This is a genomic window from Gordonia sp. NPDC003429, assembly GCF_053588575.1.
This window is the reverse complement of record NZ_JBSFQF010000001.1, coordinates 319,008-336,860: the sequence shown is the minus strand read 5'-3', so window position 1 is coordinate 336,860 and position 17,853 is coordinate 319,008. Positions and strand designations below refer to the sequence as shown.

Annotated in this window: 16 protein-coding genes; 5 read left to right on the top strand and 11 right to left on the bottom strand. The window is 67.7% G+C overall.

The genetic code is table 11. From position 1 onward, the window contains the following. Positions 1-86 precede the first annotated feature (86 nt). Positions 87-836: an alpha/beta fold hydrolase gene (locus tag ACWDSI_RS01580; protein ID WP_449755470.1), complete on the top strand. Its 750-nt coding sequence runs from the start codon at positions 87-89 to the stop codon at positions 834-836. A gap of 397 nt (positions 837-1,233) precedes the next feature. Here the strand turns inward: ACWDSI_RS01580 and ACWDSI_RS01575 are convergent, their stop codons facing one another. Together ACWDSI_RS01575 and ACWDSI_RS01570 are read right to left on the bottom strand one after the other, a co-directional pair. Further along, entirely contained in the window at positions 1,234-3,057 is a 1,824-nt protein-coding gene (locus ACWDSI_RS01575; RefSeq protein ID WP_449745523.1) for an ABC-F family ATP-binding cassette domain-containing protein, read from the bottom strand. Positions 3,058-3,128: 71 nt separating this feature from the next. Beyond that, positions 3,129-3,929 carry a helix-turn-helix transcriptional regulator gene (locus ACWDSI_RS01570; protein WP_449745524.1) on the bottom strand — a complete coding sequence of 267 codons (801 nt, stop codon included), beginning with the start codon at positions 3,927-3,929 and terminating at the stop codon, positions 3,129-3,131. 446 nt (positions 3,930-4,375) lie between these two features. Between ACWDSI_RS01570 and ACWDSI_RS01565 the strand changes: the two genes are divergently transcribed. Then, the gene (locus ACWDSI_RS01565; RefSeq protein ID WP_449745916.1) at positions 4,376-5,080 is read left to right on the top strand and encodes a glycoside hydrolase family 25 protein; all 705 of its coding nucleotides are present in this window, start codon (positions 4,376-4,378) and stop codon (positions 5,078-5,080) included. A 10-nt stretch (positions 5,081-5,090) separates the two neighbouring features. On the opposite strand, the gene ACWDSI_RS01560 is transcribed toward ACWDSI_RS01565, so the two are convergent. Genes ACWDSI_RS01560 through ACWDSI_RS01550 form a run of 3 tightly spaced genes read right to left on the bottom strand, consistent with a single transcriptional unit; the run spans position 5,091 to position 7,961 of the window. Next, positions 5,091-6,299, bottom strand: a complete 1,209-nt coding sequence (locus tag ACWDSI_RS01560; RefSeq protein ID WP_449755469.1) for a lipase family protein — start codon at positions 6,297-6,299, stop codon at positions 5,091-5,093. Continuing rightward, positions 6,292-7,263: a 4-(cytidine 5'-diphospho)-2-C-methyl-D-erythritol kinase gene (locus ACWDSI_RS01555; RefSeq protein WP_449745526.1), complete on the bottom strand. Its 972-nt coding sequence runs from the start codon at positions 7,261-7,263 to the stop codon at positions 6,292-6,294. The genes ACWDSI_RS01560 and ACWDSI_RS01555 overlap by 8 nt, the downstream gene beginning before the upstream one ends. 11 nt (positions 7,264-7,274) lie before the next feature. Continuing rightward, a complete protein-coding gene (locus ACWDSI_RS01550; RefSeq protein ID WP_449755468.1) occupies positions 7,275-7,961 on the bottom strand; it encodes an HAD family hydrolase in 687 nt (228 codons plus the stop codon). A gap of 119 nt (positions 7,962-8,080) precedes the next feature. On the opposite strand from ACWDSI_RS01550, the gene ACWDSI_RS01545 reads away from it, so the two are divergent. Beyond that, a complete protein-coding gene (locus ACWDSI_RS01545; RefSeq protein WP_449755467.1) occupies positions 8,081-9,070 on the top strand; it encodes a TIGR03557 family F420-dependent LLM class oxidoreductase in 990 nt (329 codons plus the stop codon). A 17-nt stretch (positions 9,071-9,087) separates the two neighbouring features. Here the strand turns inward: ACWDSI_RS01545 and rsmA are convergent, their stop codons facing one another. From rsmA to ACWDSI_RS01525, 4 genes are all read right to left on the bottom strand, one after another. Next, positions 9,088-9,999 carry a 16S rRNA (adenine(1518)-N(6)/adenine(1519)-N(6))-dimethyltransferase RsmA gene (gene rsmA, locus ACWDSI_RS01540; RefSeq protein ID WP_449755695.1) on the bottom strand — a complete coding sequence of 304 codons (912 nt, stop codon included), beginning with the start codon at positions 9,997-9,999 and terminating at the stop codon, positions 9,088-9,090. Continuing rightward, positions 9,963-11,084: a transglycosylase family protein gene (locus ACWDSI_RS01535; RefSeq protein WP_449755466.1), complete on the bottom strand. Its 1,122-nt coding sequence runs from the start codon at positions 11,082-11,084 to the stop codon at positions 9,963-9,965. The genes rsmA and ACWDSI_RS01535 overlap by 37 nt, the downstream gene beginning before the upstream one ends. A gap of 146 nt (positions 11,085-11,230) precedes the next feature. Beyond that, positions 11,231-12,139, bottom strand: a complete 909-nt coding sequence (locus ACWDSI_RS01530; RefSeq protein WP_449755465.1) for a TatD family hydrolase — start codon at positions 12,137-12,139, stop codon at positions 11,231-11,233. Positions 12,140-12,148: 9 nt separating this feature from the next. Then, positions 12,149-13,021 (bottom strand): PhzF family phenazine biosynthesis protein, encoded by an 873-nt coding sequence (locus tag ACWDSI_RS01525; RefSeq protein ID WP_449755464.1) that lies wholly within the window; start codon positions 13,019-13,021, stop codon positions 12,149-12,151. 120 nt (positions 13,022-13,141) lie between these two features. Between ACWDSI_RS01525 and ACWDSI_RS01520 the strand changes: the two genes are divergently transcribed. Both ACWDSI_RS01520 and ACWDSI_RS01515 read left to right on the top strand, forming a co-directional pair. Beyond that, entirely contained in the window at positions 13,142-13,852 is a 711-nt protein-coding gene (locus ACWDSI_RS01520) for an HAD family hydrolase (protein ID WP_449755463.1), read from the top strand. After that, complete coding sequence (locus ACWDSI_RS01515; RefSeq protein ID WP_449755462.1) at positions 13,849-16,200, top strand: glycoside hydrolase family 65 protein; 2,352 nt, start codon at positions 13,849-13,851, stop codon at positions 16,198-16,200. Before ACWDSI_RS01520 ends, ACWDSI_RS01515 begins: the two co-directional genes overlap by 4 nt. Before the next feature lie 40 nt (positions 16,201-16,240). On the opposite strand, the gene ACWDSI_RS01510 is transcribed toward ACWDSI_RS01515, so the two are convergent. Further along, positions 16,241-17,356: an alpha/beta hydrolase gene (locus tag ACWDSI_RS01510; protein ID WP_449755461.1), complete on the bottom strand. Its 1,116-nt coding sequence runs from the start codon at positions 17,354-17,356 to the stop codon at positions 16,241-16,243. Further along, a complete protein-coding gene (locus ACWDSI_RS01505; protein WP_449755460.1) occupies positions 17,350-17,757 on the bottom strand; it encodes a hypothetical protein in 408 nt (135 codons plus the stop codon). Before ACWDSI_RS01505 ends, ACWDSI_RS01510 begins: the two co-directional genes overlap by 7 nt. Between the last annotated feature and the right edge of the window lie 96 nt (positions 17,758-17,853).

The following is a 17,853-nucleotide window of genomic DNA, read 5'->3' as shown; positions in this document are numbered from 1 at the left end:
CGGTGGATTCTCGCTCGCATTCGTCGACTCGATCGCGGTGACCGGCGCCGCGGCATTCCCGGTCATCGGGTGCATACTGACAGTCGATGAGCACCGACGGTCTCGACCTGCGCTCCCCGACCCGACCCTCCACTCCCGTCGTCCTGGTCCACGGACTTCGCGTCAGCGGCGCCCCGATGCGACGGATCGCCGCTGCGATTCCGGACCGCGACGTCGTCTGTCCCGACATGCCCGGGCACGGCACCCGCGCCGACGAGACGTTCACCCTCGACGGCGCGGTGTCGGCGGTGGAGGCTGCGGTTGCTCGGTTGGGTCGTCCAGCGGTGCTCGCGGGAATGTCGATGGGTGGCTACGTCGCGATGGCCACCGCGGCGTCGAACCCCACCGGTGTCGCCGGACTCGCCGTGTTGTGCGCCACCGCGCAGCCGTCACCGTTGCTGGCGGCACCGTTTCAGGTGTTCGGAGCGGTGACGGGGCTGCTCCCGGCGCAGGCGTCGCAGATCAGCCGATGGCTGACCAGGGTGGCGGTGGGCCGTGAGGTCTCCGACGACATGGAAGCGGGCGGGCTCGCCCTGCACTCCATCCGCGATGTGGTGGCCGAACTCAGCCGCTTCGACGCCCTCGACGCGGCGAGCCGCTACCGCGGCCCAGCGCTGTTCGTCAATGGCGCCTGGGATCAGTTCCGGGTGAACGAACGGCGGTTCGTGTCGGCGACGCCTCGTGGCCGACTCGTGGTGGTACCGCGCGCCATGCACCTGTTCCCACTCATCCAGCCGGCCCTCACCGCCGGTCTTCTCGACGACTTCGCCACCCGCGTCGACGTTTTCGCTGGTTGAGCTCGCCGTTCCCGCTGGTTGAGCTTGTCTCCGTCCGCTGGTTGAGCTTGTCGAAACCACCACCCGTTGAGCTCGCCGTTCCCGCTGGTTGAGGTCGTCGTTCCCGCTGGTTGAGCTTGTCGAAACCACCACCCGTTGAGGTCGCCGTTCCCGCTGGTTGAGCTCGCCGTTCCCGCTGGTTGAGCTTGTCGAAACCACCACCCGTTGAGGTCGCCGTTCCCGCTGGCTGAGGTCACCGTTCCCGCTGGTTGAGCTTGTCGTTCCCGCTGGTTGAGCTTGTCGAAACCACCACCCGAGGGCTCGCTCAACGCGGATGTGGGCACGCTCAACGCGGATGTGGGCACGCTCAACGCGGATGTGGGCTCGCTCAACGCGGATGTGGGCACGCTCGACGCGATCATTCGAGCTGTTCGGCCACCTCGAGCCATTCCGCCTCGGCGTCGTCTTTTTCCTCTGTCACCGAACGTAATTCGGTTCCGAGAGTGACCAGCCGCTCGGGATCGGTTGCCGCGTCGGCGAGTTCGGCGTGAAGTTTCTCCTCGCGGTCGGAGAGCTGACCGATCCGGCGTTCGAGGCGATTGAGATTCTTCCGCGCCTCACGGTGTTCGGCGGCACTCAACCCGGAGGAGGGCGGTTCGGCATCGTCGGCCGTTTTCGCCGCCGACTTGCCGGTGGCACGATCACGTGCCTCGATCTCCTTGCGCCTCTGCAGATACTGTTCGATTCCACCCGGCAGATTCGTCAGCTTCCGGTCGCCGAACAATGCCCACGTACTGTCGCAGATGCGCTCGATCAGGTAACGGTCGTGACTGATCACCACCAGTGTCCCCGCCCAGTTGTCGAGGAGGTCCTCGAGTTGCTGGAGAGTGTCGATGTCGAGGTCGTTGGTCGGTTCGTCGAGCAGCAAAACGTTCGGTTCGGCCATCAGGATGCGGGTCAACTGCAGTCGCCGGCGTTCGCCGCCGGAGAGATCACCCACCGGGACTCGCTGCCTTGCCGGGGAGAATCCGAGTCGCTCGGCAAGCTGGGCGGCAGACATTTCCTTGTCGCCCACCATGATCCGCGTTGCCACCGACTCCACCGCGTCGAGCACACGCTGATCGGGGTCCAGATCGTCGAGTTCTTGTCGCAGCCAACCGATCTCGACGGTGACACCTTCGATGCGCCGACCCGGCGCCACGTCGACCTCGCCGGCCAGCGCACGCAGCAACGTGGTCTTCCCGGAACCGTTGACCCCCACCAAACCCACCCGCTCGCCCGGCGCCAGCCGCCAGGTCAGGTCGTCGAGCAATACCCGACGCGCACCGGACCCCTCGGTGGCCGGTGTCTCGATGTGGGCGTCCTCGAGCTCGATCACCACCCGGCCGAGGCGTCGGCGCGCAAACGCCGACAGGCTCACCGAATCGCGCGGCGCCGGGACATCGGCGATGAGCTTCTCGGCGGCCTCCACGCGGTAGCGGGGCTTGGATGTCCGTGCCGGCGGACCGCGTCGCAGCCAGGCGAGTTCTTTGCGGGCCAGATTGCGGCGTCGTTCTTCGGCGGCGTCGGACATGCGTGCGCGTTCGGCCCGGGCGAAGATCCAGTCGTTGTATCCACCCTCGTATTCGTCGACCCGCCCGTCGTGCACCTCCCAGGTGCGCATCGCCACCGTGTCGAGGAACCAGCGGTCGTGGGTGACGACGACGAGTGCGCTGCGGCGGGCCACCAGATGCTCGGCCAGCCATTGCACCCCCTCGACATCCAGGTGGTTGGTGGGCTCGTCGAGGATCAACACGTCGGCGTCGGTGACCAGCGCCGCGGCCAACCCGACACGGCGTCGCTGACCGCCGGAGAGTTCGTCGACGCGGGCATCGAGCAGCCCGTCGATCCCGATGCCCGCGAGGATGCCGCGGACCCGCGGATCACCGGCCCACTCGTGCACGGCCACACCCGGACCGCCGACCACCACGTCGGCGACGGTCGCGCCCGCGGGCAACTCGCCGCGCTGGGTGACGGCCGCCACCTTGATGCCACCGGCCCGCGACACCCGACCGCTGTCGGGTTCGGTGATCCCGCCCAGGATCTCGAGCAACGTGGTCTTACCGCCACCGTTGAGTCCCACCACTCCGATGCGCTGACCCTCGTGAACGCCCAGACTCACCGCATCCAACAGCGGACGAATGCCGTAGCTCTTGCTCACACGGTCGGCGTTGATCAGCGCGGAGGTGGTGGCAGGCGGCACCGGTCGAGGCTATCAATGTCGCCGGCAACCCCGACACCGATGGCCGCTCGCAGGTTCGATCGGCGACTGCGTCACTGCGTGGGGTCTGTCCCGCCGGCCCAGGTGTCACGGAACTCGACTGGCGTCATCCCGTACTGACGCTTGAAGTTTCGGGTGAGTTGATCGGCGCCACGGAAACCGTTGGCGTGCGCGACAGCGGCGATGGTGCGCCTTCTGTCGTCGTAGGCCAATTCCATGGCGGCGCGTTCGAGTCGCTTCTGCATGATGAGACCCGTCACGCTCAGTCCGGTTCCCTCGAACGCGCGGTGCAGGGTACGGACGCTGGTGTGCAGTCCGTTCGCGATCGAGGTGCACGAGAGCTCCGGGTTCGCAGCGCCTATCTCGATGGCGTCGATCACTGCTCGCCGGATGTTCAGCAACCCGGGCGCAGGTAGTTCGAAACTCTCACGTGAGGAGATCACGAGCAGGGCCATGCGCACCAAGATCTCATCGAGCCGGAGGATCTCCGGTAGTGCGTCACCGGAATCCTCGACGATGACTTCGGCGACGAAGTCGCGTGCCTGCACCGCGAGTCCCGACAGATCCCATGGCCGGGCGACGATCTCGGCCACGTCGACGTTCCAAACGCGCAGGAGGTCCATCGGGATGGCAATGGTGATCGCATCGATCCAGCGAGATTGGACGAGCACCTCGAACGGGTGGTCGTTGCGAAGCGCTACGGCCTGGCCGGGCATGACGGTGACCGTTCTACCCACGTGGGAGCACGTGTATTCGCCCTCGATCAGCATGCCCAGGTATACGGAATCTCCGAACACATCCTTGACCTGGCCCGCAGTGCGCGTCGACGACACGAATTCGCCGGTGTACCGCACGCACCACAGATTCCCGGTGTGACGGAACGACGTGGTCGACTGCCCGCCGGGGACGGCTATCGTGTGGCCGCCCAGGGTGCGACCACTCTCCCTGCTCAGCGAGTACTGGTGTCGTGAGGAATAGCGCGTCCGTGGCGCGGCGGTGGTGCCGGTGGCCGTCGAGCTCCGAGGTGCTCGCGCGGAGCGATAGTCGGCACTCGGGCCGCTGAGCCGACTCCCCATCCTGATCCCCCTGCTTCTCCCGAAAGCGGACAATCATTTCGGTGTTTCAGATGCTAAATCATGTTTCGGAACATCACTGCCTATCTGCCGCGCGGGCCTGTCCGCCGTCAGATGATCCGCGACCGGAATTGTGAACATTCCTGCACGATCACCGCGGCGTGGATACCGTGTCAGAGGTGTGGCGCCACGGATCAGCGGTTGGGCAGGCATTCGTATCCGCTGCGCTGGCAGGCGCGTTCGGCGTCGCGGCGGCGTTCGCCGCGGGACCTGCCGATGCCGCGCCCCAGGTGGGTCCCGACGTGTCGAGCCATCAGCATCCCAACGGTGCGTCGATCGACTGGTTCGCGGTGCGCGCGGCGGGGCAGCAACTCGCGTTCGTCAAGGCCACCGAATCCACCTGGTACGTCAACCCGTTCTTCGTGCCCGACAGTCTCGTGATGCGGGCCGCCGGCCTCATCCGCGGTTCGTATCATTTCGCCGATCCCAGCAGGCCCGCCGCACCGCAGGCGCTGTTCTACGCCGGCATCGTGCTGGGCCAGAACGGCATCCTGGATCTGCCGCCCGCCCTGGACCTGGAGAGTTCGGGCGGTCTCGCCCCGGCGGCCCTGCAGGCGTGGGTCCGCGAGTTCTTCGCCACCCTGGAACCGCTCACCGGACGCAAGACGATCCTCTACACCTACCCGCACTTCTGGAACACCGCCATGGGTGCGACCCGCGAATTCGCCGACCACCCGCTGTGGATCGCCTCCTACAACGGGAAGTCGGCACCGGAGATGCCGCGTGGCGGTTGGACCACCTGGACGTTCTGGCAGTTCACCGACAGCGGCCGGTTGCCGGGCATACCCACCCCGGTCGACCTCAACCGATACAACGGATCGATCGCATCATTACGCGCATTCGGCAACGCGCTCAACGCTTTCGGCAGCTGACACCGGCTGATCAGTCACGCGCGAACGCGGCGCGCACCGAGTCCATGTCCGCGCCGAGCGACTGCCCCACCACGTCGGTGTGGTCGGCCCGCAGGTGCGTGGTGAGGGTGACGTCGGCGCCTCCGTCACGCAACCGCCGCACCAGGGCCAGCGACAGCGGATAGGGCACCACCGGGTCGAGCAGCCCGTGGTCGATGCGGATCGGTACCTTCCATCCGCTCGCCGGAACGGCGGTGTAATCGCGCAGCGCATCGGTGAACGCCCGGTCGGTGAAGGCACGTGCGACCAGTGAACCCGGCGACACCGACCGCAATGCCTCCGACACGTCGCCCGCACACTTCTCGCGCGCGAGGTCGAAGTAGCGGGTGCCGTCGGTGGTGAGGTGATCGATCACTTTCAGATCGGGTCGCGCGTGATCGAGTCCGGCGAGCAGAAACAGCAACAGCCCCGAAGCCGTGTTCGCCCGGCCCAGGCTCGGCACGTGCGGGGCGAACGCCGCGAACACCGACTCGATGCCCGATGCCGGTGCCAGCGCGATCACTTCGCGCAGATGCAGTTCCGGCGCGTACTCCCCGGCGTAACGACCGGCGAACAGTGCGGCATGCCCACCCTGCGAATGTCCCATCGACACCCAGTCGACGCTCAAGTCGCTGTTGCGGCTGCGTGCCGCGCGCACCATGTCGATCACCGAGTGCGCGGCCGCCTTACCGCCGAGGTATTCGGTTGCCTCGGGTGACCCGAGGCCCGCGTAGTCGGTGGCGGTGACCGCGTATCCGGCCTCGAGTGCGGCGATCACCGCGGAATCGACGGCGCGGCCGGTCTTGGTGCGGCTCGGTGCGCATCGGTCGGCGATCCCTGTGGTGCCGTGCGCCCACGACACCACCTTCCAACCACCGGCCGGTGGTGTGCCTCGCGGCGTCCAGAAGATCCCGGTCGACGGTGCCAACCGTCCCGACTGGTCGCGGGTGAGGTATTCCACACGTTCGCCCGCGGCGGCGCCGGGTGGCAGTTGCCCGGCGAGCACCGCGTCGTGGGAGAGCACCGTTCCCGGTGGTGGTGTGGACGCGAAAGCGGTCGGGGTGATCACCGCCCCGGACACGGCGAGCACCGCCAGAACGATCGCCGATCCGCATCGGCGCCGCCACCGAAGCCCACGCCTCCCGCCAGAACCCTCACGTGACCCGCGCTCACCCGCCCGCACCGGGCGGGGCTCACTCATCGTCGACCCGCCGTGCGCCGGCGACGGGACCGGTGGCGGTGCGCACCGAACGCGCCACCCCCGCACCCGACAGTTCCGCGGCCACCGCGACCGCCGCCTCGGCGTCGGCGCACAGGAATGCGCACGTGGGACCCGACCCCGATACGATTCCGCCGAGGGCACCGGCATCGGCGCCGGCTCGCAGGGTACGACGAAGCGTGGGCTGCAAGCTCAACGCCGCGGGCTGCAGGTCGTTGTGCAGATGAGCGGCGACGTCGTCGACTCGCCCGGCCGCCAACGCAGACGTCAGTTCGTCCGGAAATGCGACCCCGCCGGCCTCATTGGATTCGTCGGATCTGTTGTCGCGCAATCGATCCAACTCCCGGTACACCGCCGGCGTGGAGAGTCCCTCACGGGCGAAGGCGAGCACCCAGTGCAGTTCACCACGGGCGAGAACGGGCATGAGCTGCTCGCCGCGGCCAGTCCCGAGTGCAGTACCACCACGCAGCGAGAACGGTACGTCACTGCCGAGTCCGGCCGCGATCTCCGACATCTCGGCGCGGTCGATGTCGAGCCGCCACAGTTCGGCCAATGCCACCAATGTGCCGGCGGCGTCGGCACTTCCGCCCGCCATCCCGCCGGCCACGGGGATGCGTTTGACGATGTCGATGTTGACCCTGGCCTGACGCCCCACGTGCTCGGCGAGTGCCCGCGCGGCGCGTGCAGCGAGATTCGTGTCGTCGAGTGGTACCTCGGCCATGTCTCGCGCTCCCGGGCCACGGCCACCATCGGTGCTCATCTCGACGCGCAACGACGCCGCGGGCGCCACCGACACGTCGTCGACGATCGACAGCGCCTGAAACACGGTGACCAGGTCGTGGTAGCCGTCGTCCCGCAGCGGGCCGACACCGAGATGCAGGTTGACCTTGGCCGGGGCCTGCACCCGCACGGCGTCGGAGATCACCGACAAAGAGGTGGGAGACACAGGGGACCAGCCTAATCGAGTTGCCCGGCAGCCGGTCGCCACCGGCGCTCGACGAGTTCGGCCACATCGTCGACCACCAATACCGCACCGGCATCGGCAAGTTCGGCCGCGGCGAAACCTCCGGTGCGCACGCCCACGCAGGGACACGGCAACCGGTTGGCCGACGCCACATCCCACACGGTGTCACCCACCAGGATCGCGGCCTGCCCACCGGCCCGCTCGAGTGCCACCGACAGCAGGTCGGCGGCCGGTTTGGAGTTCTCCGCGTCGTCGGAGGAGGTGACGGCGGCGAAGTCGTCGGCCGACAGTCCCAGCAATCGCAACGCGGCGTCGGTGAATTCCCGGGCGCCCGAGGACGCCAGGGCCACCCGGTACCCGGCGGCAGCCAGCGACCGCACCAGATCGGCGGCCCGGGGAAACGGATTCACCTCCGGCAGCACCTCGCGGTATCGGTCGGCCCAGTCGGCGCGCAGCGCATCGCCGAGGGAGTCCTCCACCTCAGCACCGCACAACTGGCCCACCAGCAGATCGCCACCCATGCCGATCGCGCGGTGAATCCGCCACCATTCGGGCCGCAGGTCGCGCGCGGCGAACGCGCGTTGCCAGGCCAGCGCGTGCAGATGTGTCGAATCGATCAGCGTACCGTCGATGTCGAGGAGGACGGTGTCCACCGCGGCATCGGGTCGACGTGGTCGCACGCTGTCCAATGCTGCACCTCCGGGTCGAGAATCTGGCCCTTTCACCTTCGCACACATCATGACGCGCACCCGACGTCCGCACCGGCCGGCCGTCGTCGCACGTCGACGGGAGCGAGATCATGGCAATACGTTTCGGATACACCTTGATGACCGAGCAGGCCGGCCCGAAGGCACTGGTGGCCGACGCCGTCGCCGCCGAACACGTCGGCTTCGATTTCGCGGTCTCCAGCGACCACTATTCGCCGTGGCTCTCGGCGCAGGGCCACGCGCCGTATGCGTGGGCCGTGCTCGGCGCGGTCGCCCAGGCCACCGACCGCATCGACCTGATGACCTACGTCACCTGCCCCACCATGCGCTATCACCCCGCGGTGGTCGCGCAGAAGGCGGCCACCCTGCAACTGTTGGCGGACGGACGTTTCACCCTCGGGCTGGGCAGCGGGGAGAACCTGAACGAACACGTCATCGGCGAAGGCTGGCCGGCGGTGACCGACCGGCAGTCGATGCTGGTCGAGGCGATCGACATCATCCGAGCGCTGTTCGACGGTGCCCTCGTCGACATCCGTGGCGACTATTTCCAGGTGGATTCCGCGCGACTGTGGGATCTACCCGAGGTCGAGGTCCCCATCGGCGTGGCGGTGGCGGGCGAACGCGGCATCGCGCAATTCGCCCCCCTCGCCGATCATTTGATCGCCGTCCAACCTGACAGTGCGCTCATCGACACGTGGAACACCGTCGACGGCGCGCCGAGGATCGGTGCCGAGGCACGGGCAATCGGTCAGATCCCGATCTGCTGGGATCCCGATCCCGACATCGCGACCGCTCGCGCACATGAGCAGTTCCGGTGGTTCGGCGGCGGCTGGGACGTCAACGCCGACCTGCGCACCACCGCGGGTTTCGCCGCGGCCACGCAGTACGTGACACCCGCCGACGTTGCGGCGTCGATCCCCTGCGGTCCCGATCTCGACGCCATCGTCGAGGCGGTGCGGGCCTACTGGGAAGCGGGTTTCACCGACGTCGCGCTCGTCCAGATCGGCGGCGAGAGCCAGCAGGCGTTTCTCGCGCAGGCCGCCGCACCGCTGCTGGACAAACTGCGCGCAGCCGCCGGCTGACCGCGTGCGGCCGGCGATTACGCGTCGACGCCTGCCAGTCGGACGAAGTCGGCGACGTCGAGTTTCTCGCCGCGGATCTGCGGGTCGATACCGGCGGCGCGAAGCCTGCGCTCGGCCTCGGCGGGCGAACCGGCCCAGCCGGCGAGCGCGGCGCGCATCGTCTTGCGGCGTTGCGCGAACGCGGCGTCGATGACGGCGAACACCTTCTCGCGCGTGGCCGCGTCGAGGGGATAGGCGTCGCGGCGGTCGATGCGCACCAGGCCCGATTCGATCTTGGGTTCGGGCCAGAACACGTTGCGGCCGACCGCGCCGGCGCGGCGCACGTCGCCGAAGTAGCGGGCCTTGACGCTGGGCACCCCGTAGACGCGGTTGCCCGGCGGGGCGGCGAGGCGATCGGCGACCTCGGCCTGCACCATGACCAGGGTGGTCGCGATGGTCGGACATTCGGCAAGCAGATGCAGCAACACCGGCACGGCAACGTTGTAGGGCAGGTTGGCGACGAGAGCGGTGGGCGCCGCGGGCAGGTCTTCTGCCCGCACCGACATCGCGTCGGCGGTGATCACGTCGAGCGCCGCCGCCCGTCCGGGCGCGTACTGCGCCACGGTGACCGGAAGCCTGCTCGCCAGCACGGGATCGATCTCCACGGCGATCACCCGACCGGCGACGCCGAGCAGCGCCAAGGTCAGTGAACCCAGGCCGGGACCCACTTCGAGAACCACGTCGTCGGCGCCCACACCCGAGGCCGCGACGATGCGCCGCACCGTGTTGGCGTCGTGGACGAAGTTCTGACCGAGGGTCTTGGTGGGTCGCACACCCACCTCGTCGGCGAGCTGACGGATCTGCGCCGGCCCGAGAAGCCTCGGCGCCACGTCATCGGGCGAGCCGGTGTCGGTCAGCGCAGGCCCAGTCGAGACGAGCACGCGGGCCAGGCACCCCAGCCCTGGGCCGCCAGGGTCTTGCTGGCGATGTCGATCTGCTCCTCGCGGGTGGCCAGGTCGGGTCGTGCGGCGTACTCCTGCCCGCCCCAGCGGTCCCACGTGTTCTGGTCGAACTGGATTCCGCCGTAGAAGCCGTTACCGGTGTTGATGGCCCAGTTGCCGGTGGATTCACACTGCGCCAGCGAGTCCCACACCGACCCGGCGGGAACGAACGGTGCACCCGGTTTGGTGCCGACGCGCACGGTTGCCGCGACCGGCGCGGTGAGCTGCTGCGACGACACCTTGTCGCGCTTGACCACCTTGCCGTTGACGATGGTGACCTCGTAGGTCACGTTGGCCTTGCCGGGAGTGCCCGGCTTGAGCACCACCTTGCGGTCGCGCACCAGCGTCGGGTCGTCCTGCTTGATCTCCGGCGGAGCGATGTTCTCCACCACGGTGTCCTGCTCGGTGCGGATACGGGTCACGTTGATGACCATGCCGGGAGTGACCTGCGTGTTCGCCGCGGGCACCACCTTGTCGGTGGCCGAGAGTGGCTTGCCGGTGTCGGCGAGCACGTCGGCGACGTCCTCGGCCGCCACGACGCTCTTGAACCGCACGCCACCGTCGATGATGACGACAGGCTTGGGCAGGGTCACATCCACCACCGCGCCGCTGACCGGGATGGCGCCGTCGGCGGCGAAGTTGGTCTCGTCCGCGCCGTGCGACAGGCCGTGCTGCGCGAGCAGGTCGTCGACGTGGACCGCCGTCGTCTTGATCTCCTGTTTCTTGCCTTCGACGTCGAGCGTCACGGTCTTCATGCGGTTCATCGTGATGGTCTGACCGTCGCTGAACCCGGAATCGGGGCCCGGCGTGACGACGTCGCCCTCGACCGGGGTGTAGCCCTGCGATCGCAGCACCGAATCGACCGACAGTGCCATCGTCGAGACCTGCATCTGCTGGCCGTCGACGTCGAGGGTCACGTTCTTGTGCATCGACACCGCAAGGACCCCGCCTGCGGCGACGGTGGCGAGCACGGCACCCACGGCGATGCGGGCGCGGATCGATTCGGAGTTGTGGATTTTAGCGAGAACAGACAAGGTCCAAACATCCTGGTCGGGAACACGGGCACCCCGCGGCGGCACGTCGTCGGCAGGCCCTGTCGGGACCTCCGGTCAGTCCGATCATCCGATCGAGTGACGCCCACCCTGGTGCGGGATCACAATACGATAACGAGAAGGTCCGATTATCGCAAAGGCAGCTGGTAGGCCCGTCGCGCGTTGTCGCCGAGGACCCGGGCCAGCCGGGCGGGGTCCGTCTCCCGGATTCCGGCAAGCGCCCTGGCGGTGTAGGGCAGACAGTACGACTGATTCGGCTTGCCCCGGAAGGGATGTGGCGTCAGAAACGGAGCGTCGGTTTCGACGAGGAGCTGATCGTCGGGCACCACGACGGCGGCGCGGCGGAGTTCCGTCGCGTTCTCGAAGCTCACGGTGCCGGCAAAACTGAGGAAATAGCCGCGGTCGACGCATTCGCGTGCAACGTTTTGGTCACCGGAAAAGCAATGCATGATAACGGTCGGCGGGGCACCCTCAGCGGCCAGAATGTCCAGCACATCGCGGTCGGCCTCGCGATTGTGGATCATCAGCGGCTTGCCGACGGCCTTCGCGAGCCGGATATGCCAGCGAAACGCCTCGTGCTGCACCGCCGGCGACGCGCAGTCGTCGGAACGGCCGGGCCAATAGTAATCGAGGCCGGTCTCCCCCACCGCGACCACCCTCGGATGTGTCGCCATCTGCTCGAGCTCGGCCTGCGCGGCGTCGTCGAGATCTGCGGCGTGCATCGGATGCAGGGCGACGGCGGCGTACACGCGCTCGTCCCAGTCGGCGGCGGCCACCGCCCACCGCGCGTCGATCATGTCGTCGGCGACGGTCACCACCGCGTCGACACCCACACCTTCGGCATGGTCGACGATGGCGCGCACGGTGTCGGCGTCACGTCCCCCACAGGCGGCGAGGTGCGTGTGGGCGTCGATCAGCCCGTACAGCGGTTCGGGATCGGGTGGCGGCTCACGACGACGACGCCTCTTGGCGGCCTTGGCGCTCTCCGTCGCGGCGCCGGGTGACGATGCTGCGCTGTCGGTGGTGGCGTCGGTCACCACGTCAGCCTAGAGGTCGACGACTCCGGTGATCACCGTCGTGCTGTGCCCGCCGACCCAGATCCGGGTGCCGTCGTCGACCACGTGTACGCGTCCGGCACGTCCGAGCACGGTGCCCTGCGAGGCCACGTAGGTGTCGGGCAGCACGCCGGCGCCGCGTAGCCACACCGCGAGCCCGGCGTTGAGGCTGCCGGTCACCGGGTCCTCGGTGAGCCCGAATCCGGGCGCGAACGCCCGCACCTCCACGGCGATCGCCGGATCGTCCGGGTGCCCGGCCCCGTCATCCCCGCTGCCATATCGCCCCACCAGGCCCACCTGATGCGAGCCCAGCGCACGCCAGTCCGGCGTGATCGACAGCACACGCTCGGCGGAGTCGAGCAGCAGCGCCATCCAGTCGGGACCGTTGACCACCCATTCGGCGGCCAGCACGTGGCCGCGATCGATGCCGAGCGCGGAGACCACCTCGGCGACGATGTCGTCGGCGACCGGACCCGTCCGTGTCAGGGATGGCGCGGCGAAAGCGAGCCGCGAATTCTCGCGGCGAATCGGCACCAAACCCACACCACATTCCTGCACGATCTCGGCGCCACGCGGCACTCCCCCGGCCTGCAGCCACGCATGCGCCGAACCCAGCGTCGGGTGACCGGCGAAGGGCAGCTCACCGTCGGGGGTGAAAATGCGCAGCCGGTAGTCGGCGGCCGGGTCGGTGGGCGGAAGCACAAAGGTGGTCTCCGACAGGTTCGTCCAGTTCGCGAACGCGGCCATCTGCTCATCGGTGATCGCGTCGGCGTCGAGGACAACCGCAACGGGGTTACCGCGCAACGGTTCTGCGCTGAACACATCGACCTGGGCGAATCGGCGACCTGAGGGAAAGGGGTTCATCAGGCCATCTTCGGCGGCGAGCAATCGCGATGTCCACCGGTTTACCCGTCGACGTGCGCGGCATACGCACCCTCGCCACAAATCGCGCCGACCACAGCGCAGGCGGGTAGCGTGTCGTAGGTGTTGGGTTTGCCAGACGCCATCTCTGTGGCCCTCTTCGACCTCGACGGTGTGCTCACCAGTACCGCCGTCCTGCACCGCGACGCCTGGAAGGCGGCATTCGACGATTTCCTCCGCGAACACGTCGGTGACGACTTCGAACCGTTCACCGAGCAGGACTACCTCGACTACGTCGACGGCAGGCCACGTGACGACGGGGTACGCACCTTCTTGCATGCCCGCGGGATCGACGACGTGTCCGATGCCACGGCGGCCGCCATCGGCGAGGGAAAGAACGAGATGTTCCTGGCCAGCCTCGACGCCGGACATGTGAGCCCGTATCCGGGTTCGGTGCGCTACCTGGAGGCCGCGCAGCAGGCCGGTCTGCGGATCGCGGTGGTGACCTCGTCGAAGAACGGAGCAGCGGTGCTGGATGCGGCGGATCTGTCGAAGTTCGTGGAGATCCGGGTCGACGGGCTCGACATCGCCGAACGGGGGCTGCGTGGCAAACCCGCGCCCGACTCGTACCTGCTGGGCGCACAACTGATGGGTGTCGAACCGGCGGCCGCGGCGGTGTTCGAGGACGCGATCTCCGGGGTGCAGGCAGGTGCGGCCGGAGAATTCGGGTTCGTCGTGGGCATCGACCGCGTGGGCGGCAACCAGGCGGCAGCCATGAAAGAGGCCGGGGCCGACATCGTGGTGACCGATCTCGACGAATTGCTCGCCGCATGAGCCCCGTGCACGACCACGGTTTCGGATTCGACGTCAACCCGTGGCAGCTGCGGTGGCGCGGCTTCGACATGGACATGCTCGGACGCATCGAGACGCTGTTCGCACTGTCCAACGGGCACATCGGATTGCGCGGCAGCTTCGAGGAGGGTGAGCCGGTCGATCATCCCGGAACCTACCTGAACGGCTTCTACGAACTGCGCGACCTGCCGTACGCGGAGAGCGGCTACGGCTACCCCGAGTCGGGCCAGACCGTGGTGAACGTGACCGACGGCAAGATCATCCGGCTGCTCGTCGAGGACGAGCCGATGGACCTGCGGTACGGGCGCACCGAGGAACACGAGCAGGTTCTCGACTTCCGCACCGGAACACTGCGTCGCAACACATTGTGGACCTCGCCGACCGGTCGCACCGTGCGCATCAAGTCCGAACGCCTCGTGTCGTTCACCAAACGCACCATCGCCGCCATCCATTACGAGGTGGAACCGATCGGCGACGACATGAAGATCGTGCTGCAGTCGGATCTACTGGCCAACGAGCCGATTCCGGTGCCGGGTAACGATCCGCGCCTGGCCGCTGCGCTGGAGTCGCCGCTGGTGTCCGACCTTGCGACGTGTCGCAACTACTGGGGCATCCTGGTCCATCACACGCGCCAGTCGGGTCTGCACATCGCGGCGGGCATGGATCACGACATCGACTTCCCCGCCACCGCGGACGCGTTCATCCGCGCCGACGACGACCTCGCCCGACTCACCATCGCCGCGAATGTGCCCGAGGGAACCAAACTCTCGCTGACGAAGTACATCGGCTACGGATGGTCGGCGCGACGATCGGTACCCGCGTTGCGTGCCCAGGTCGACGCGGCGCTGGCGATGGCCATGGAAACCGGATGGGAGTCACTCAAGGCCACCCAGGTCGCGTTCATGGAGGACTTCTGGCGCGACGCCGACATCGAACTCGACGGCGACCCGGAGTTGCAGCAGGCGGTGCGTTTCGCCCTGTTCCACGTGCTGCAGGCCGGTGCCCGCGGGCAGTCCCGCGCCATTCCGGCAAAGGGACTCACCGGACCGGGCTACGACGGCCACACCTTCTGGGACACCGAGACTTTCATCCTGCCGATGCTCACCTACACGGTTCCCGCCGCGGCCGGCGAGGAGCTGCGATGGCGGCACGCCACCATGGACAAGGCGAAATCGCGGGCCGCCGAACTCGGCCAGCGCGGGGCGATGTTCCCGTGGCGCTCGATCAACGGTGACGAGTGTTCGGGCTACTGGCCCGCGGGCACCGCCGGCGTGCACGTCAGCGCCGACATCGCCAACGCCACCGCCCGGTACATGCGGGCCACCCACGATGAACAGTTCGAGACCGAGTGCGGTGTCGAGTTGCTGGTGGAGACCGCCCGACTGTTCGCCGGGCTCGGACATCACGACGTCAACGGACAGTTCCGTCTCGACGGTGTCACCGGGCCCGACGAATACACCGCGGTGGTCAACAACAACGTGTTCACCAACCTGGCCGCGCAACAGAACCTCCGCGACGCGGTGGCCGCGGTGCATCGTCGCCCCGACCTCGCGCAGAAGTTCGGTGTCACCAATGCCGAAGCGGCGCACTGGGAGTCGTGCGCCGACGACATGACCATCCCGTATGACGACGCACTCGGCGTGCATCAGCAGTGCGAGTCGTTCACGTTGCTCGGTGCGTGGGATTTCGCGGCCTCCGCGGGACGATATCCGCTGCTGCTGAACTATCCGTACTACGACCTCTACCGCAAGCAGGTGGTCAAGCAGGCCGACCTCGTGTTCGCGACGTACATGTTCGGTCAGGCATTCACCCCGGAGCAGAAGCTCCGCAACTTCGACTACTACTACCCGCTCACCGTCCGCGACTCCTCGCTGTCGGCGTGCTGCGAATCGGTGACCGCCGCCGAGGTGGGCTACCTCGACCTGGCCTACGACCTGCTGGTGGAGTCGGTGTTCACCGACCTGCACGACCTCCACGACAACGTGAGCAGCGGGCTGCACATCGCCGCGCTGGCCGGTGCGTGGATGGACTGCGTCGCAGGATTCGGTGGTATGCGCGACTTCGGCGGGCACATCACGTTCGCGCCGCAACTGCCGCAGCGCCTGACCTACATGTCGTTCCGCATGGTGATCCGCGAGTCGAAGATCGTGGTGGCCGTCGATCCGACGAGCGCGACGTATCGCTTGCTGTCGGGGCCGCCGATCGATGTGGCCCATCACGGTGAGAAGTTCACCCTCGACGAGGGACCGGTCACCATGCCGATCGAGCCGATCGAACGGCGCGAGGCGCCGAAGGCCCCCGTCGGATGCGAGCCGTACCACCGGGAGTGATGCGCGGCACGACGGACCGGGTTGTGGCCCGTCGCTGCCGTCAATGGGTCTGCCGGGCCTGCGGATCTGCGGTCACGTTGCGTAACGCGCGTTCACCGAGCGCCTCGAACACCCGCTTGGAGGACTCTGCCCACGGCATGAGGATGGGGAACACGTGGAACATGCCGCGTTCCTCCATCGCGAACACCGGTACGTCACTGGATTCGAGGTGCTCGATGAACTCGCGGATGCCGTCGCGGAACATCTCGTTCTCGCCCCAGCACACGAAAGTGCGGGGAAACCACTCCGGATCGGGCGTGGAGTGGATCGGTGACACACGCTGGTCGTTGGGTTGCACGCCCTGCAGGTAGGGAGTGACGGGAATGCTCCAGGGCAAGATGTCGTAGCGTGCGTTCGCGGTCACCGACTCATGATCGAGGTCCAGGTCGATCTCGGGCGAGAACAGAACCAGCCCACCGGGTTTGGGCAGTTCACGATGGTGCAGCAGAGTCACCAGCGAGGCCGCCAGGCCGCCGCCACCGGAGTCTCCTGCGACGATCAGGTGGTCGGGGTCGATCCCGCGATCGAGGAGACCGACGTAGACGTCGGCCGCGTCGTGCACGCCTGCCGGAAACGGGAACTCCGGCGCCATCCGGTAGTCGGCGATGAACATCTCGAATCCGGTGATCCGCACCAGCGCCGCGGCGAATGCCGAATACATCATCGGCGAGGTGCCGATGTAGCCGCCACCGTGCAGGTAGAGAATGGTCGCGCCGATCGGCTCCTTGGTGTCGGTGTCGTCGACGAAGTTGTCCGAAGACGCCTTGGCCCGGCACCAGATGCCCGGGACACCGTTGATCTCGTCCTCGGTGAACTCGACCTTGCCGAAGTAGCCGACGACCGGCGGCATCACCGTTTTGCAGATGTCGTCGATCACCTTCTCCATCGAGCGGAACTCCTCGATGGGCAGACCCATGGAATAGCCCATGAAGGCGCGCACGGTATTGCGGGTGACCGATTGTCCGACGTTGTCGAGCAATCCTCCGGGACCCTGCCACGGTTTGACGAACGGAACCCGCGCAAGGCCGTTGAGCAAACTTTCGCCCAGCCCCACCATCGTGAGCGCCGCCACGGGAACCGAAGCGGTCTCCACCTCGGTTCGATCAGCCATCACCATGGCGCAAGGTTAGCCTGCGCAGAGTCCGCGAAGCGGGCGGCCGTGTCGAGCGTGCCCAGATCCGCGGCGAGCGTGCCCAGATCCGCGGCGAGCGTGCCCAGATCCGCGTCGAGCGTGCCCAGATCCGCGGCGAGCGTGCCCACATCCCCGTCGAGCGTGCCCACATCCCCGTCGAGCGTGCCCAGATCCGCGGCGAGCGTGCCCAGATCCGCGGCGAGCGTGCCCAGATCCGCGGCGAGCGTGCCCAGATCCGCGGCGAGCGTGCCCAGATCCCCGTCGAGCGTGCCCAGATCCCCGTCGAGCGTGCCCAAAAACCCGTCGAGCGTGCCCAAAATCCCGTCGAGCGTGCCCGGTGGGGTGGTTTCGACAAGCTCAACCAGCGGGCTGGGTGGTTTCGACAAGCTCAACCAGCGGGCTGGGGCGCTCAACCGGCGGGCTGGGTGGTTTCGACAAGCTCAACCAGCGAGGGGCGCTCGACCAGCGGGCTGGGTGGTTTC

Bases quoted from the DNA above. Each gene is read 5' to 3' on its own strand.
- ACWDSI_RS01580 (WP_449755470.1), top strand. From the start codon at position 87: ATGAGCACCGACGGTCTCGACCTGCGCTCCCCGACCCGACCCTCCACT.
- ACWDSI_RS01560 (WP_449755469.1), bottom strand. From the start codon at position 6,299: ATGAGTGAGCCCCGCCCGGTGCGGGCGGGTGAGCGCGGGTCACGTGAG.
- ACWDSI_RS01545 (WP_449755467.1), top strand. From the start codon at position 8,081: ATGGCAATACGTTTCGGATACACCTTGATGACCGAGCAGGCCGGCCCG.
- ACWDSI_RS01525 (WP_449755464.1), bottom strand. From the start codon at position 13,021: ATGAACCCCTTTCCCTCAGGTCGCCGATTCGCCCAGGTCGATGTGTTC.
- ACWDSI_RS01515 (WP_449755462.1), top strand. From the start codon at position 13,849: ATGAGCCCCGTGCACGACCACGGTTTCGGATTCGACGTCAACCCGTGG.
- ACWDSI_RS01510 (WP_449755461.1), bottom strand. From the start codon at position 17,356: ATGGTGATGGCTGATCGAACCGAGGTGGAGACCGCTTCGGTTCCCGTG.